Source organism: Alteromonas sp. BMJM2, from assembly GCF_027257845.1.
Taxonomy (GTDB): domain Bacteria; phylum Pseudomonadota; class Gammaproteobacteria; order Enterobacterales; family Alteromonadaceae; genus Alteromonas.
Map to the genome: position 1 here is coordinate 12,460 of NZ_JAPVOT010000031.1, position 15,317 is coordinate 27,776.

Genomic DNA, 15,317 nt, shown 5'->3' on the forward strand with positions numbered 1-15,317 from the left:
CAGGGAGAAAACAAATCGTTTCTCCCTAAGTCATATAGCCCTATAATCGGCGATATAGCGTATTTCGTTTTCTGTTATTTATTCGCGACTTAACATCGTAAGCCATCATAAAAAGAAAGGCATAATAAAATGCACTACCGTGCCATCGTTCGTATTTTAGGGTTACTCATTGCGTTATTCAGCGTCACAATGATCCCCCCCGGTATTGTGTCTCTTATTTACCAAGACGGTAGCGGGCTTCCATTTACGCTTGCTTTTATCCTATGCGTCGTGGGTGGTATGGCGTTGTGGTACCCCAATAGACAACAGAAGAATGACTTACGAGCCAGAGAGGGCTTTTTGATTGTGGCACTGTTTTGGTCGGTGCTGGCGAGTGTTGGTGCTATACCTCTAATATTGCTCGAACAACCCAGCATGACGGTGACCGACGCGTTTTTCGAGTCGTTTTCTGGATTAACCACAACGGGCGCTACGGTAATAGAGGGTATAGATTTTCTGCCGCATTCCGTTCAGTTCTATCGTCAGCAGCTTCAATGGCTTGGTGGAATGGGGATCATTGTACTGGCCGTTGCGATACTGCCTATTTTAGGTGTTGGTGGCATGCAGCTATACCGTGCTGAAACACCTGGTCCGGTAAAAGACAACAAAATGACCCCGCGTATTGCTGATACTGCAAAGCATCTTTGGTACATCTATTTATCAATTACTATTGCGTGTGCCGGTGCATATTGGCTTGCTGGAATGAATGTGTTTGATGCCATATGCCATGCGTTTTCTACGGTCGCCATTGGCGGGTTTTCAAACCACGATGCCAGTTTAGGCTATTTTTCAAGCCCAATGGTTAATGTGGTGTGTACCGTATTCCTACTTATTGCAGCGCTTAACTTTTCACTTCACTACGCCGCGGTAAGCTCTCGCTCTATGCGAGGCTATTTTAAAGATCCTGAGTTCAAAGCCTTTTTTATCATCCAGGCTTCGCTTATTTCTATCTGCTTTTTGGTTCTCACGCTTTCTGGATACTACAGTTCAGCGGAAACGGCCCTTGATCAAGCCATGATTCAGGCCGTTTCAATCAGTACTACAGCAGGTTTTGCAACCACAGATTTCTCGGTATGGCCTACGTTCCTACCTATAATGCTGATTTTTTCAAGCTTTATAGGAGGTTGCGCTAGCTCAACCGGTGGCGGACTAAAAGTAGTACGTGTTTGTTTACTGTTCTTACAAGGCAGGCGTGAAGTTGACAGGCTTATCCACCCCAAAGCAGTGTATGCAGTTAAGTTTGGTGACAGAGCCATGCCTGATAAGGTGGTAGAAGCGGTGTGGGGATTCTTCTCTGCCTATGCCATTGTGTTTGTACTTATCATGATAGGGTTAATCGCCACGGGCTTAGATAATTTAAGTGCGTTTACAGCGACAGCAGCAATGCTAAATAACCTTGGACCAGGCTTAGGCAGCGTTGCGGCAAACTATGCTGATGTCACGGATGGAGGCAAGTGGCTACTTGTATTGGCAATGGTATTTGGACGTTTAGAAGTATTCTCGTTGCTTGTGCTGTTCTCGCCTACGTTTTGGCGAAGCTAACGTTGCAATACGTGTTTATCCGCACTAACAAACAATAACTTGTATTTACTAGCACTAGCCAAAGAAAAAAGCACTAGGCTGAAACAGCTTTTCAACATCACCGATATACTTTTTATCAACTAAGAACAAAATGATGTGATCGTTAGCTTCAATTTTTGTGTCGCTGTGGGCAATAATCACTTGCTCGTCTCTTACCACCGCGCCAATGGTTGTGCCAGGCGGTAACTTAATATCGCCTATCTGTTTACCCACCACCTTAGATGTATTTTCATCACCATGAGCGATGGCTTCGATTGCCTCGGCAGCGCCTCTACGTAGTGAGTAAACGTTCACTATGTCGCCACGCCTTACGTGGGTAAGTAGAGCTGAAATAGTGGCTTGCTGGGGAGAAAAGGCGATATCAATTTCACCACCTTGCACAAGGTCAACATAGGCTCCTCGCTGTATCAGCACCATTGCCTTTTTAGCACCCATGCGCTTGGCGAGCATGGCTGACATAATATTGGCTTCATCGTCGTTGGTAACGGCAATAAAGGCGTCAACCTGTTCAATGTTCTCTTCACCAAGTAACTCTGGATCTGACGCATCACCGCTAAATACGATAGTTTTATCAAGATGTGCAGCTAAGTATTTGGCCCGCTCAGGGCTAAACTCGATGAGCTTAACGTTATGGTTATGCTCAAGCTTTTTTGCCAGCCCAGCGCCAATAAGCCCGCCACCTGCAATCATGATGCGTTTATAGCTAGACTCAAGCTTTTGTAGTTCGCTCATTACGGCCCGAATGTGTTTCGTTGCAGCAATAAAGAACACTTCATCATCTGCTTCTATCACCGTGGTACCTAATGGGCGTATAGGACGTCCACGACGGTATATAGCCGCTACTCTTGTTTCCACATTCGGCATATGGTCTTTAAGAGCTGATAATGCATGCCCAACTAATAAACCGCCGTAATAGGCTTTTACCGCAACAAGACTTGCTTTACCTTCAGCAAATTCTACAACCTGAAGCGCACCAGGATAATCAATTAACCGTTTAATGGCTTTGGTGACGAGTTGTTCGGGTGCAATGATGTGGTCAACGGGAATATCTTGTTGCTTGTAAAGTTGTGCTTGATAAATGATGTACTGCTCAGAGCGAACTCGGGCGATTTTTGTGGGGGTTTTAAACAGGCTATAGGCAACCTGACACGCTAACATGTTACTTTCATCACTGTTCGTTACAGCAATGAGCATATCGGCGTCTTCAGCACCCGCACTGCGCAGTACGTCTGGATGAGAGCCTACGCCGGTAACTACTTGCAAATCGAGTCTATCTTGGAGCGAGCGAAGAATATTAGGGTCGGAGTCAATAACTGTAATCTCGTTATTTTCACCCACCAAATTTTCGGCTAGTGTTCCACCGACCTGACCCGCACCCAAAATGATGATTTTCATCGTTATTACTTTGCCTTATTACACCGATTCGCCAGACGACTTTACCAGCCTCGCATAATAGAAACCATCCATTTGTTGTTCGCCTGGTAGAATTTGGCGACCCGGATTTTCACTGGTTTCTGTTTTAATAAGAGGAACTAATGTTGCGTCATTTGTTTCTGCAACAAAGCGTTTAATTTGCTCTTTGTTTTCTTGTGGCAAAATAGAGCAGGTGGCATAAAGCATGGTTCCACCCGGTTTTAATGTTGTCCAAAGCGCATCGAGTATGTCTCGCTGTAATGTCGCTAAGTTGTCTATATCACTGGACTTTCTAAGCCACCTAATATCAGGATGACGACGGATAACACCGGTAGCTGAGCAGGGAGCATCTAACAAAATACGATCGAAAGGAATTCCATCCCACCACTGTGATGGATGGGTTGCGTCACCTTGCTTTATGTCGACGTTATGTTTCAAACGCGTCATATTTTCATGTACTCGTTGCAGTCGTTTTTCATCAGCATCTAATGCTAAACAATAGGATAGTTTCGGTGCTCGTTCGGCAATATGACCTGTCTTTCCACCTGGAGCAGCACAACAGTCTAAAATTCTTTCCCCATTTTGCGGGTCTAAATAGCGAGCGGCTAACTGTGCGGCGCCATCTTGCACGGCAAAAAAACCTTTGTCGAAACCAGGCAGTGCAGTGATATCTTCTCGCGACTTTAATACAACGCCATCAGGGTGGGAATCACTAAACGAAAACTCAATATTGGCCCGGGTTAACAGTGTTGCAAATTCATCACGTTCAATTTGCTGGGTGTTTACCCTAAGCCATATAGGCGCCATTTCATTAGTTGACTGGCGAACAGTATCTGCATCATCTTGGTATGCGCTCTCTATGGCTTTATAAAGCCATTTAGGCATGCCGCTATTGATAATAGGATCGTCTATAGCCTTGTCGATGAGTTCTTCACGTTGAAAGTTTCGCAGTACTGCGTTTACCAACCCTTTTAAGCCAGTGCCTCCTAAGTATGATGCTGCTGCGACGGTTTCCCCAACAGCGGCATGCTTACTGACTCTTGAAAAGGCGAGTTGGTATAACCCCAGCATAATAAGGTGCTCTATCACCTTTTTGTTACCCTTTAGAGGGCGGTCGAGCAATGTTCTTAGCCAGTATTGCAGTACGGGAAGTTTTCGCATTACACCCAGTGACATCTCTTGAAGCCACGCATTGTCTCTAGCGTTGTGCCGCCGCTGCACACGCTCTAAGCAGTCTCGAGAAGACTTGCCTTGCTCTAGTATTTGATAGATAACCCATGCGCAATCTGCACGCAGGTTCTTTTGTTTAGGTAGCGGAAGGGGCTTCACTTATCGCTCTCTTGACGCAATGAGCGGCCTGTTTCGAACCACGCTTTGCGTGCGTTAATGACATCAGCCGCGGGCAAGGGCTTTTTACCTGGAATCTGCAGGAGTGTGATTGTGAGCGCATCTTTCCCTGTCGCTACTGTTATTCCCTCTTTACTGGAGTTAACAATAGTACCAGGGAAGGCGTTATTGATAAGCGGTGTTACATGCGCTTCCCATACTTTGATATTCTGATCTTCAACCTTCATCCACGCCACTGGCCAAGGATTAAACGCTCTGATATTTCTTTCAATTTGCTCTGCGCTGTCTTCCCATTTAATCAAGGCTTCTTCTTTAGATAGCTTTTTCGCGTGGGTCGCAAGCGCATCATCTTGCTTTTGAGGAATTAGCGATTCAATGTTGTTTAAAACGTCAACTAGGGCTTTAGGGCCAAGTTCGGCAAGTTTGTCGTACATCGTTGCGCTAGTATCTTCAAAGGTGATAGGTAGCTTGGCTATATGCAACATGTCGCCGGTATCTAAACCTTCGTCCATTTGCATAATGGTAACGCCTGTTTCGGCGTCACCTGCCCAAATTGCTCGCTGTATTGGTGCGGCACCACGCCACTTAGGCAAAATAGAGCCGTGAACATTAATGCAGCCTAGTCTGGGCGCATCTAAGATTATTTTTGGCAGTAACAATCCGTAAGCAACAACCACCATAATATCGGCATCAAGTGCGCAAAGCGTTTGCTGCGCTTCGTCATCTTTTAAGGAGACTGGTTGGTAAACGGGTATGTTGTGCTCTTGGGCTAATTGCTTTACCGGGCTTGCAGTGAGTTTTTTTCCTCGACCGGCAGGGCGGTCTGGTTGCGTATAAGCGGCGATAATATTGTGCTCACTGTCAATCAATGCCGACAAGTGTTTAGCTGCAAAATCCGGTGTACCGGCAAAAATAACGTTAAGTGGCGCTGTCACGATTTTCCTTAAGCTTTCGCTGCTAATCGGGCTTCTTTTTCAAGCTTTTTGCGAATACGCTGACGCTTTAGCGGCGAGAGATAATCGATGAAAAGAATGCCTTTCAAGTGATCGAGTTCATGCTGTATGCAAATTGCTAACAGACCCTCAGCCTCTAATTCAAATGCGTCACCATTTTCGTCAAGTGCCTTCACTGTGATAGCTTCTGCACGTTCAACTTTTGCATAGTTGCCCGGCACAGAAAGACAGCCCTCTTCGCTTATGGTCTCGCCTTCTTTACGCGTGATTTCAGGGTTGATGAAAACCCGTGGCTCGTTTTGCTCTTCCGATACATCCATAACCACTACACGAACGTGACGATCTACCTGAGTAGCCGCTAGGCCAATGCCTTTTTCGTCTTTCATCGTTTCGAACATATCCGCAACGAGTTGCTTAATTTCATCGTTAACGCTATCTACCGGTTTTGCTACCGTGCGAAGACGCTCATCTGGAAAACTTAATACATCTAATATTGCCATTTGTCGCTTACTTTGCCTTTTCGCTGTATAAATTTATATACGAACTATTTACCAATGCACTTTTATGTGCGTACATAACAATTATTCTAACGTATAACATGGGCTTTAGTGCAATTTTTTGTCGAAGTCCTTTAAGAATATGTCTAAGTATCGATATAATGATATCGAGACCAATATAATAATAAGCGATAAAGGATTTTTTGCAGGTGGTTAATTTGAAAAAGCGATTATATAAATACAGTCGAGTAATGTTGGCAGCTGTTCTGGCAATTGTTGCACTACCTGTAGCGGCGTTGCAGTTGAAGGATAAGGCTCCTCAAACCTATGTTGTTGAACGAGGAGACACTCTTTGGGATATCGCGAGTATATTCCTCAACGAGCCGTGGCTGTGGCCCGAGCTATGGCGTACGAATACGCAAATAGATAATCCGCATTTAATTTATCCCGGCGATGTGATTGTTGTCGGTATGGTAAATGGTAAGCCCGTTTTTTCAGTCGAAAGAAATAAGCCGCTGTTATCACTTTCACCTCAAGCAGAAAAGCGCGTTAAAGTGTCACCAATAAGTACATTAGATTGGAGCGAAATTGCACCGTTCATTAATCAACACACTATTCTTGACGGTGACAGTTACGAAGTTCTGCCAAAAGTACTTGGCAATAGAGATGCTGCGGTGCGCTTTGCCACAGAGAACTTAGTAGTTAGCGAATCAAACTACAATACCCCAGATCAGTTACACATCGTGAGAAAGCATTCTATTATAAAAAACCTTGATGGCAGAGAGTTGGGCGTTCAGATTTCACATGTTGCAGAGGCTTCGGTATTTAAAGAATCGATAAACGACGATTCAATGCTGTTGTCTTTAACAAAATCAACGCAAGAGGCAAACTTAGGTGACAAACTGTACGATGGCGATTTTTCTCATGAAAAAAGTCTTGTTTTAAAGCCTGCACAAGGGCAACGAGGCTTTATTGTGGGCGACGTGGACGACTATGATTTACTCGGTAAATACGATGTAGTGATTTTAGATTTAGGCAACGCAGACGTAGAGCCTGGTACCGTAATGGGTATATATGCAACGGGGCCTTCTATTATTAACGATGACTTGCCAAAATATGTGAGTAAATCAGACATGAAAAGTGACACCGGCTGGTTTGTAAATGCTGTGGAGCAGCCTGCACTCAAGGTCGGAGAGGTAATCATTTATAAAACCTTTAATGCGGCAAGCTATGGTTTGATCACACGAGCGAGTATGGGTATTAAGCGCGGTTTCATTGTTGCTCACCCCTAACGACACGTACTAATCATTGCCGCACCTAATTGGAGCGGCAATGCATCACAACTCTGCATCTTTCACAGCACAATCGATGGCGTGGATACGCCTTGCGTCCGCATATAGCGTAGCCACAAAAAAGTGGTTAACACTATTAGCTGAACTTAATTGCACTCCCGAAGACCTAACTGCACTTACGAATAAAACGGTGTTAAAAAACGCGCCAGAAAACGTGGATAAAACGGTAGCGCTATTGGTTGAAAAAATATCCGAACAATCGGTGAAAAAAGCAATAGCGTGGTTAGATGGCTCAGCAGAGCGCTACATTATTACTTTTGGGTGCCATGAGTATCCTGAAATGCTCAAAACACTAGATAGTCCTCCCTTAGTCCTTTTTGTTATTGGAAATCCACTACTTTTGCAACAACCTCAAATTGCGATGGTGGGAAGTCGACGTGCTAGTCATCAAGGAAAAACCATTGCAGAAGACATGGCAACAGCACTTGCTGACGCTGGTGTAACGGTAACCAGCGGTATGGCGTTAGGGATTGATGCCGCAGCCCATAAAGGTGCACTTAAAGGTGTAGGTAAAACAATTGCCATAATGGGAACAGGCCCAGATACAATTTATCCCTATAAGCATAGGCCATTACATGCTGATATTATTAATGCCGAAGGCGCCGTAATAACAGAGTTTTTTCCTGGTGTGCCAGCCAGAGCGTGGCATTTTCCAAGAAGAAATAGACTAATTGCTGCAATATCGCTCGGAACGCTGGTGGTAGAGGCAAAAATTAAAAGCGGCACCTTGATTACCGCGAATTTGGCCGCAGATCTAGGGCGAGATGTTTTTGCCATTCCCGGAAGTCTATATCATTCTTATTCTGAGGGTTGCCATTGGTTAATCCAGCAGGGCGCTAAATTAGTGACTAACGTCAATGATATCTTTGACGAACTTGCCATAGAGCCCTTGTGTACGAGAGAAGTGGGTAAGGTTGAGAATGAAAAAAGTGAAGTGAATAGCTTGGCAACTGACAAATTATTAGCTAGTGTGGATTACGACGTTACCGCAATAGATGTTATAGCGCAGCGCGGCTCCTTGCCTGTACAGCAGGCAATGGCATTATTATTAGAATACGAGTTGTGCGGTTTAGTAACTGCTGTCCCTGGCGGTTACATTAAATTGAGGGGCAAATAAAATGTTCGATATCCTCATGTATCTGTTTGAAAATTTCATCCATAGTGAGACTGAAATACGTGTCGATCAAGATGAACTGACCGATGAACTCGTGCGCGCAGGGTTTCATCACGACGAGATATACAAAGCGCTAGCATGGCTAGAAAAGCTGGCCGCCTTGCAAGAGACAGACATCAAGCCTTACTTTTGCAAAGGAATTAACACAAGTCTAAGTCGTATCTATACCCACGAAGAGCAAATGCGTTTGGATGTGGAGTGTAGAGGGTTTTTGATGTTTCTTGAGCAAGTAAATGTACTTGATGCATCCACCCGTGAGATGGTTATAGACCGCGTTATGGAAATAGACTCTAACGAGTTTTGTTTAGAAGATCTAAAGTGGGTGGTATTGATGGTGCTCTTTAATGTGCCGGGAAAAGAAAAGGCCTATGCACAAATGGAAGATTTACTCTTCGAAGAGCCAGATGGTGTTTTGCATTAATATCACTATTTCATTATTCCTAATGTTCTCTTTGCTAGCACGACGTTTACACCTTGTGGCTGCCAGAGAGGACGGTTTCAAGTGCATCTCGTGAATATTCATGTCTAAAATAGACCACTCGCTGTTTTCTGCACACGAGCATGCATTAGAAGAGAGCTTTGGGGACTGCCCAGAGTGCGGCAAACCACTGCATATCAAAAACAGTAAAACGGGCCCTTTTATTGGGTGTACCGCCTATCCAGAATGTCACTTCAGTAAACCGCTACATGACAACCAAACAGCCTTATTAAAAACGTTAGATGGCGTAACGTGTCCCGAGTGCCAATCTGAACTTGGGATTAAAAAAGGGCGTTACGGCATGTTCATTGGCTGCACTAATTTTCCTGAGTGTCACTTTATCGCGCCGCTAAAGCAGCAGGAAGAAACTCAGGTTCGCTGCCCAAAATGTAAGTCGGGGGAGCTAATTTCTCGCACCAGCAAGTTTGGAAAGCAGTTTTTTGCATGCAATCATTATCCTAAGTGCCGTTATGTGCTAAATTTCGAGCCAATAAACGAGCGTTGCCCCGAGTGTGATTGGGGTGTATTGATTGATAAAAAAGGCCAATATGTTTGTCCGCAACCCTCCTGCAGCTTTAAAAAATAATCACCATCTAGAGATAATTAACAATGTCTGATACCCAAAAAGGGCAAGTGGATGTATATAATCCAGTTAAGGTCGAGCAGACCACGGCTGACCCTGTTGTAGAAGCATTTCGCGCTGGTAAGTTATTGGTTTACCCAACTGAAGCCGTTATGGGCATCGGATGTGACCCCGATAACAAAGAAGCTGTGGAGTTACTGCTTCAAACTAAACAACGTTCCGTGGAAAAAGGTGTCATTCTGATTGCTGCTAATTATAGCCAGCTTCTGCCTTACGTTAATGACGAGGCGGTATTACAACATAGGCGAACTGATATTTTTTCAAGTTGGCCAGGCCCTATCACGTGGTTGCTGCCAAAATCGAAGACGGCGCCGCATTGGATTACTGGCTCTCACGATAAAATCGCTGTGCGTGTGACTAATCATCCATTAGTGGCAGAGTTATGTAATAAAGTAGGCAAGCCGATAGTATCCACAAGTGCTAATTTGGCAGGTGAACCACCAACACTTTCTATTGAAGAAGCAAGAAGCGTATTTGAAGACAGTGTTACTTACGTCACAGGGGAAGTCGGCGGAAACGAGAAACCAAGCACAATTAGAGACGGTGATACGGGAGAGATAATAAGATCATGAAGCCAGCACAATTACTCGATGGTAAAAATGCAGCCGATGTTATCGAAACAGTAAAAGCGTATTTACTGAATCTTCAGGATACCATCTGCCAAACCATAGAGTTAGCCGATGGAAAAGGACAGTTCACTGAAGACAGCTGGGTGCGAGAAGAAGGAGGCGGTGGCCGATCTCGCGTGATGAAAAATGGCGCTGTAGTAGAGCAGGGCGGTGTGAACTTCTCACATGTGTTTGGTAGCCAAATGCCTGCGTCTGCAACCGCCAATAGACCTGAGCTAGCGGGCCGAAACTTTCAGGCCATGGGCGTATCTCTCGTTATTCACCCGCAGAATCCTTACATTCCAACCTCTCATGCCAATGTACGATTTTTTATAGCTGAAAAAGAGGGTGAATCTCCTATTTGGTGGTTTGGTGGTGGGTTTGACCTAACGCCTTTTTACCCGTTCAAAGAGGATGTTCAACACTGGCACGATACGGCGAAAAAGCTCTGTGCACCTTTTGGTGAAGAGGTGTATTCAAAGTACAAAAACTGGTGTGACGATTACTTTTATCTCAAGCACCGCAACGAGACTCGTGGCGTGGGCGGACTCTTTTTCGATGACCTTAATGCGTGGGGTTTCGATCAGTCATTTGCTTTTATGCAAGCAGTAGGTAATGGCTATATTGATGCTTATGTACCCATCATTGAAAGACGAAAAAATACTGCTTTCGGTGAAAGAGAGCGTGATTTCCAGCTATACCGACGAGGGCGTTATGTTGAATTCAATTTAGTATTCGACCGTGGCACACTCTTTGGTTTGCAAACAGGAGGAAGGACAGAGTCTATTTTGATGTCGATGCCTCCACTAGCTCGTTGGGAGTACTGCTATTCACCATCCCCAGGCAGCGCAGAGTCGAAGCTTGCCGATTGGTTAAAGCCAATGAATTGGTGAGCCCCTCAGTGTCAATTTGAGTTTTTGACCGATTGTCAGAACAGCGAAAGCCGTACGGTATCGACCTACGGCTTTTTTTTTATTCTGGTCCTTTTCTAAATCACTCGCTTCTCCAGCGAGTTAAGTAACCTGAATCCCTGTTAAGGTAATAACAAAGCGTATTATCTGCTACGATTGATCTACATCAACCAGCGCTTTTATGTTTAATCAGCGAACTGGGTATATTGCGCTAGATCAATTTCTTGTACTCTAAAATAGGTAAAGTGGCGTCATCTTATTTAAACACACGAGAGACACACAATGCGTACACATACTCTTTCAGCACTTTGTCTTACTCTGGCAGCTATTGCCCCTTTCGCTAATGCTCATCAGCAAGGTGATTTTCTAGTTCGAGGTGGTTTAACTACCGTCGCACCTGACGAGACTACTTCAAATATTTTAGCGGGTGGAGAAGACCTAGGCGTTGCCCTAAATATTGGTAACGATACTCAATTAGGTCTCAATATCGCTTACTTTATAACTGATAATATTAATATTGAGTTACTGGCTGCCACGCCATTTAAGCATGATGTTGAATTTTCAGTGGCAGATCCACTAGGCACAGGTAATCAACTTGGTGAAGTTACTCACCTACCTCCAACCCTTACCGCAAACTATTATTTCAACGATGCTAGTTCAGCGTTTCAGCCTTATATAGGCGCGGGTATCAACTATACTTTCATCTTTGATGAAGCGTTTACATCAGCCAATAATGAAGCAGGGTTAAGCGACTTATCTCTTGACAATTCTTTCGGCCTATCAGCACAAGTGGGTATGGATTATGTCGTTGATAATAACTGGCATGTAAACGCATCGGTGCGCTTTATCGATATCGATACTGAAGCTACCTTCAAAGTTGGCGAGGTAAACGGTGCGGTGGAAGATATTGAAATTGACCCTTGGGTTTACACCATATCTGTGGGCTATACCTTTTAGGTAGTATTTTGTAATAGGTTACTGTGTAGTACCGTTCTAAAAAAGTGCAGATTTTTAAAGCGAAGCATTGCACTACGACAAAAGCCGATAAGAGCCTCATCGTCAAAAGAAGAGTTGCGCGTTATCATCAGGTCAACATGCCCTAGAATTTGATAACGCGTTTTTTTATTTTGAATTGATCATATGTTCTGCCAATTGGTCTAGCGACTGCAGCAGCTGATTGGCCAGTATAAAATCATCGGTAGTGGCAAACATTGCCTTTCTCATGCAGTACATCCACTGTGATTTCAAATCTGGCGTGACAGAAAACGGTAAGTGGCGAGCTCTTAATCTAGGGTGACCGAATTGCTGTTGATAATCATCAGGTCCTCCCATCCATAAACTTAAATAAAGAAAGAAAACATGCCGAATTCTATCTAGAGGCATAGGATGCATAGCCAATAACTCTGATGCTATCGAATCGGACTCCATGATATCGTAAAACCGATTGGCTAATTCTCGAACCTTATCTTCTCCACCTAAGCGATAATATGGTGTAGTCTCTTTTACTTTATTTTCACCTTTTCGTTTTAAATTAAAGAAGTCACGTATTCCCATGAAAAAATTCGCCGTATTTGGAAACCCTATTGAGCAGAGTTTATCACCAACCATTCATCAAATGTTTGCTGATCAAGTTGGGGAAAAAATTTCTTATGAAAAGATACTTGCGCCCGAAGACAGTTTTATTGAAGTTGCCAAAGCGTTTTTAGCACAGGAGGGTGCAGTGGGTTGCAACGTCACTATGCCTTTTAAGCTTGATGCCTTCAACCTAGCAAAGGTAGATGATCAAGCAGCCAAAGATGCACAAGCCGTTAATACACTAATGAATAGTGACACTGATGAGCTATTAGGGTTCAACACAGATGGCGTAGGGCTAGTTAACGATTTACTGAATAGCGGCGTGGAAATTAAAGACAAGCGCGTGTTGCTTATTGGTGCTGGTGGCGCAGCCCGTGGCGTAATATCCCCTTTATTAAACGCAGGGGCTGCTTCTTTAACTATTGCGAATAGAACGAGAACCAAAGCTGAAGAAGTGGCAAACGCTGCTTCAAACCCAAAAGTGCAGGTGGTGACCCTTGAAGATATCGCAACGATAGCACCTCATATTATTATCAATTCAACAGCCGCTAGTTTAAGTAATGAGCTGCCGTGTAGTTTAGATGACGGTGTTCTTCAAAATTGCGAAGTGGTTTATGACATGGTTTACAAAAACTCGCCCACGCGCTTTATGAGAGATGCGGCCGGGCTGGGTGTAAAGACCCAGATAGATGGGCTAGGGATGTTAGTTGAACAAGCTGCCGAAGCATTCTATATATGGACAAGAAAGCGCCCAGATACATCGGATATTGTAAAGCGGGTGAGAGATATCGTTGAGCAAGGCGATAAGCGAAACTAGTTCGCTTCTTCAAGATACTCATCTTTTAATACAACGTAGTTAACGGCAGATTGTTTTAAGAATGCCCTTTCAGCGTCTTTGAGCGGTCTTTTCTTTTGCATGGGGTTGCCAACATAAAGAAATCCGCTTTCAAGTCGTTTATTCGGCGGTACTAATGTACCTGCGCCAATGAACACATCGTCTTCAACAACAACGCCATCCATTACAATTGCGCCCATACCGACCAGAATACGATTACCTAATTGGCAGCCATGTAGCATACATTTATGCCCTACGGTAACATCGTCACCAATAATAAGTGGAAACCCATCAGGATTTTTCTCTGATTTACGGGTAACGTGTAAAACGCTGCCGTCTTGAATATTACTGCGAGCGCCAATACGAATCTTGTTTACGTCACCGCGCGCAGCAACTAAAGGCCAAATACTGGCATCATCTTCTAATACTACATCACCTACAATTCTTGCCGAGTCATCAATATAGACATTCCTGCCTAATGTAGGAGATACGCCTTTAAAACTATCAATCGATTTATGCATTACACACTCTTGGAAATACAGCTGTAAATTAACACCCCAAACTTTAGCAGTAATAGAGGTATGTTTATACTATATGGCTGTTATAGATCATCTTCTCCTACCCAGTCGGCTTAGGGAATGTTGAAAAGAAAAATGATAAAGTAGCGCGCTAACAAAGTAACAGAGATGAACTAATGCCAAAGCGCTACGTATTTTTTACTTCACTTGCCTATGCCTACCCAATATATAGACCTATACAAGAAGTCATAAGGGCCAGAGGAGATGAAGTCGCTTGGTATTTGGAGGATGGATGTCCAAACTTACTTTCAGAAGATGAAGTTAGACTTACCTCTTTAGAAGATATAAAAGAATATAATCCTCTGGCTATATTTGCCTGTGGAAATATCATCTACCATTTCCTACCTGGTATAAAGGTGTCGCTGTTTCATGGTTACCCGATAGGTAAGCGAGGAGAGAAAAGTAGTGAAAAAGATGATCACTTCTCTATTCGCGGGTGGTTTGATATGTACTGTACTCAGGGGCCAAGTAGCACAGAGTATTTTAAGCAGCTTGAGGCAAAACATCAGTTTTTTAAAGTGTACCAAACAGGGTGGGCTAAAGTAGACGACTACTTTTCTTCTTATAAGCAAGAAAGCGACGTTCCAACGGTTCTTTATTCTACTACGTTTTCTAAAGGTATCACCTCTGCCCCTGTGTTAGTCGATACAATCAGTAAGCTAGTAAAAGAAAAGAAGTGGAACTGGCGTTTAACATTTCATCCTAAACTCAACGATCAAGCACTATTAAATAGATATCGTCAGTTAGCAGCTGAGCACAGCAACGTTACATTCGTTGATAACGCCAGCCTAGAGGACTTTCGAAAGTCGGATGTGATGTTGTGTGACAGTAGTTCAATCATTCTTGAGTTTATGCTGATGGATAAGCCTGTTGTTACGTATAGGAACACAAATCCAGGAGAGCATTTACTCAATGTTACAGAAGTAGGTGATGTGGGAAATGCCATTGAAGTAGCATTAACACGCCCAGAAATACTAATGAAAGAAGTAAATAAGTTTGCTCAGTATCATGAAGCTTATAGAGATGGGCGCAATTGCGAACGTATTTTGAATGCTTTAGATGACTTTAACGATAACTACAAAGGTAAGATAAAACCCAAGCCGCTTAATCTTTGGCGTAAGTTCCGGTTAAGGAATAAGCTGAAATACTGGAAATAGTTGGTATTTTGAGCGTTTAAATCGAATATGACACTTTTTTTAAAATAAGTGTTGACGTGAGCGCTCATTTCCCTAAAATGCGCATCCGCTTCGGGGGAAAAGCAAAACAGCAACCCTCCTGAAGTAAGTCTCTACTACCTTTATAGGCCAGTAAAGACGGGAGTTAAGAAGAAACG

16 protein-coding genes are annotated in these 15,317 nt (G+C 43.7%); 10 read left to right on the top strand and 6 right to left on the bottom strand.

Annotation, left to right across the window (positions count from 1 at the left end; translation table 11 throughout):
- Positions 1 to 129 precede the first annotated feature (129 nt).
- A complete protein-coding gene (locus tag O9X84_RS18685) occupies positions 130 to 1,581 on the top strand; it encodes a TrkH family potassium uptake protein (protein WP_163107578.1) in 1,452 nt (483 codons plus the stop codon).
- A 54-nt stretch (positions 1,582 to 1,635) separates the two neighbouring features.
- On the opposite strand, the gene trkA is transcribed toward O9X84_RS18685, so the two are convergent.
- The 4 genes from trkA to def are packed head-to-tail and all read right to left on the bottom strand — an operon-like array spanning position 1,636 to position 5,833.
- Positions 1,636 to 3,015, bottom strand: a complete 1,380-nt coding sequence (gene trkA / locus O9X84_RS18690) for a Trk system potassium transporter TrkA (protein WP_269521181.1) — start codon at positions 3,013 to 3,015, stop codon at positions 1,636 to 1,638.
- 18 nt (positions 3,016 to 3,033) lie between these two features.
- Entirely contained in the window at positions 3,034 to 4,362 is a 1,329-nt protein-coding gene (gene rsmB / locus O9X84_RS18695; protein ID WP_269521182.1) for a 16S rRNA (cytosine(967)-C(5))-methyltransferase RsmB, read from the bottom strand.
- Positions 4,359 to 5,315, bottom strand: coding sequence for a methionyl-tRNA formyltransferase (gene fmt / locus O9X84_RS18700; protein WP_269521183.1), 957 nt, complete (start codon positions 5,313 to 5,315; stop codon positions 4,359 to 4,361). The genes rsmB and fmt overlap by 4 nt, the downstream gene beginning before the upstream one ends.
- Positions 5,316 to 5,323: 8 nt before the next feature.
- Complete coding sequence (gene def, locus O9X84_RS18705; protein WP_269521184.1) at positions 5,324 to 5,833, bottom strand: peptide deformylase; 510 nt, start codon at positions 5,831 to 5,833, stop codon at positions 5,324 to 5,326.
- A gap of 206 nt (positions 5,834 to 6,039) precedes the next feature.
- On the opposite strand from def, the gene O9X84_RS18710 reads away from it, so the two are divergent.
- From O9X84_RS18710 to O9X84_RS18740, 7 genes are all read left to right on the top strand, one after another.
- On the top strand, positions 6,040 to 7,122 hold the full coding sequence (locus O9X84_RS18710; protein WP_269521185.1) for a LysM peptidoglycan-binding domain-containing protein: 1,083 nt from the start codon (positions 6,040 to 6,042) through the stop codon (positions 7,120 to 7,122).
- 40 nt (positions 7,123 to 7,162) lie between these two features.
- The gene (gene dprA, locus O9X84_RS18715; RefSeq protein ID WP_269521186.1) at positions 7,163 to 8,299 is read left to right on the top strand and encodes a DNA-processing protein DprA; all 1,137 of its coding nucleotides are present in this window, start codon (positions 7,163 to 7,165) and stop codon (positions 8,297 to 8,299) included.
- Between the two features lies 1 nt (position 8,300).
- Positions 8,301 to 8,777: a DUF494 family protein gene (locus O9X84_RS18720; RefSeq protein WP_032095212.1), complete on the top strand. Its 477-nt coding sequence runs from the start codon at positions 8,301 to 8,303 to the stop codon at positions 8,775 to 8,777.
- 100 nt (positions 8,778 to 8,877) lie between these two features.
- The gene (locus O9X84_RS18725; protein WP_269521187.1) at positions 8,878 to 9,420 is read left to right on the top strand and encodes a DNA topoisomerase family protein; all 543 of its coding nucleotides are present in this window, start codon (positions 8,878 to 8,880) and stop codon (positions 9,418 to 9,420) included.
- Between the two features lie 23 nt (positions 9,421 to 9,443).
- Entirely contained in the window at positions 9,444 to 10,049 is a 606-nt protein-coding gene (locus O9X84_RS18730) for a Sua5/YciO/YrdC/YwlC family protein (RefSeq protein ID WP_269521188.1), read from the top strand.
- The gene (gene hemF / locus O9X84_RS18735; protein ID WP_269521189.1) at positions 10,046 to 10,978 is read left to right on the top strand and encodes an oxygen-dependent coproporphyrinogen oxidase; all 933 of its coding nucleotides are present in this window, start codon (positions 10,046 to 10,048) and stop codon (positions 10,976 to 10,978) included. Before O9X84_RS18730 ends, hemF begins: the two co-directional genes overlap by 4 nt.
- A 300-nt stretch (positions 10,979 to 11,278) precedes the next feature.
- Entirely contained in the window at positions 11,279 to 11,953 is a 675-nt protein-coding gene (locus O9X84_RS18740; protein WP_269521190.1) for an OmpW family outer membrane protein, read from the top strand.
- 165 nt (positions 11,954 to 12,118) lie between these two features.
- Here O9X84_RS18740 and O9X84_RS18745 read toward each other — a convergent pair whose 3' ends face one another.
- The gene (locus O9X84_RS18745; protein WP_269521191.1) at positions 12,119 to 12,550 is read right to left on the bottom strand and encodes a group II truncated hemoglobin; all 432 of its coding nucleotides are present in this window, start codon (positions 12,548 to 12,550) and stop codon (positions 12,119 to 12,121) included.
- Here O9X84_RS18745 and aroE point away from each other — a divergent pair.
- Positions 12,549 to 13,388, top strand: coding sequence for a shikimate dehydrogenase (gene aroE / locus O9X84_RS18750; protein ID WP_269521192.1), 840 nt, complete (start codon positions 12,549 to 12,551; stop codon positions 13,386 to 13,388). The genes O9X84_RS18745 and aroE overlap by 2 nt on opposite strands.
- Here aroE and O9X84_RS18755 read toward each other — a convergent pair.
- Positions 13,385 to 13,927 (bottom strand): gamma carbonic anhydrase family protein, encoded by a 543-nt coding sequence (locus O9X84_RS18755; protein ID WP_269521193.1) that lies wholly within the window; start codon positions 13,925 to 13,927, stop codon positions 13,385 to 13,387. The two genes, aroE and O9X84_RS18755, sit on opposite strands and share 4 nt — an antisense overlap.
- Before the next feature lie 173 nt (positions 13,928 to 14,100).
- Between O9X84_RS18755 and O9X84_RS18760 the strand changes: the two genes are divergently transcribed.
- Positions 14,101 to 15,141 (top strand): UDP-N-acetylglucosamine 2-epimerase, encoded by a 1,041-nt coding sequence (locus O9X84_RS18760; protein ID WP_269521194.1) that lies wholly within the window; start codon positions 14,101 to 14,103, stop codon positions 15,139 to 15,141.
- Positions 15,142 to 15,317: the final 176 nt, after the last annotated feature.

Coding starts and splice junctions, on each gene's coding strand:
- O9X84_RS18685 (WP_163107578.1), top strand. CDS start 130: ATGCACTACCGTGCCATCGTTCGTATTTTAGGGTTACTCATTGCGTTA.
- trkA (WP_269521181.1), bottom strand. CDS start 3,015: ATGAAAATCATCATTTTGGGTGCGGGTCAGGTCGGTGGAACACTAGCC.
- def (WP_269521184.1), bottom strand. CDS start 5,833: ATGGCAATATTAGATGTATTAAGTTTTCCAGATGAGCGTCTTCGCACG.
- dprA (WP_269521186.1), top strand. CDS start 7,163: ATGCATCACAACTCTGCATCTTTCACAGCACAATCGATGGCGTGGATA.
- O9X84_RS18720 (WP_032095212.1), top strand. CDS start 8,301: ATGTTCGATATCCTCATGTATCTGTTTGAAAATTTCATCCATAGTGAG.
- O9X84_RS18725 (WP_269521187.1), top strand. CDS start 8,878: ATGTCTAAAATAGACCACTCGCTGTTTTCTGCACACGAGCATGCATTA.
- O9X84_RS18730 (WP_269521188.1), top strand. CDS start 9,444: ATGTCTGATACCCAAAAAGGGCAAGTGGATGTATATAATCCAGTTAAG.
- hemF (WP_269521189.1), top strand. CDS start 10,046: ATGAAGCCAGCACAATTACTCGATGGTAAAAATGCAGCCGATGTTATC.
- O9X84_RS18740 (WP_269521190.1), top strand. CDS start 11,279: ATGCGTACACATACTCTTTCAGCACTTTGTCTTACTCTGGCAGCTATT.
- aroE (WP_269521192.1), top strand. CDS start 12,549: ATGAAAAAATTCGCCGTATTTGGAAACCCTATTGAGCAGAGTTTATCA.
- O9X84_RS18745 (WP_269521191.1), bottom strand. CDS start 12,550: ATGGGAATACGTGACTTCTTTAATTTAAAACGAAAAGGTGAAAATAAA.
- O9X84_RS18755 (WP_269521193.1), bottom strand. CDS start 13,927: ATGCATAAATCGATTGATAGTTTTAAAGGCGTATCTCCTACATTAGGC.
- O9X84_RS18760 (WP_269521194.1), top strand. CDS start 14,101: ATGCCAAAGCGCTACGTATTTTTTACTTCACTTGCCTATGCCTACCCA.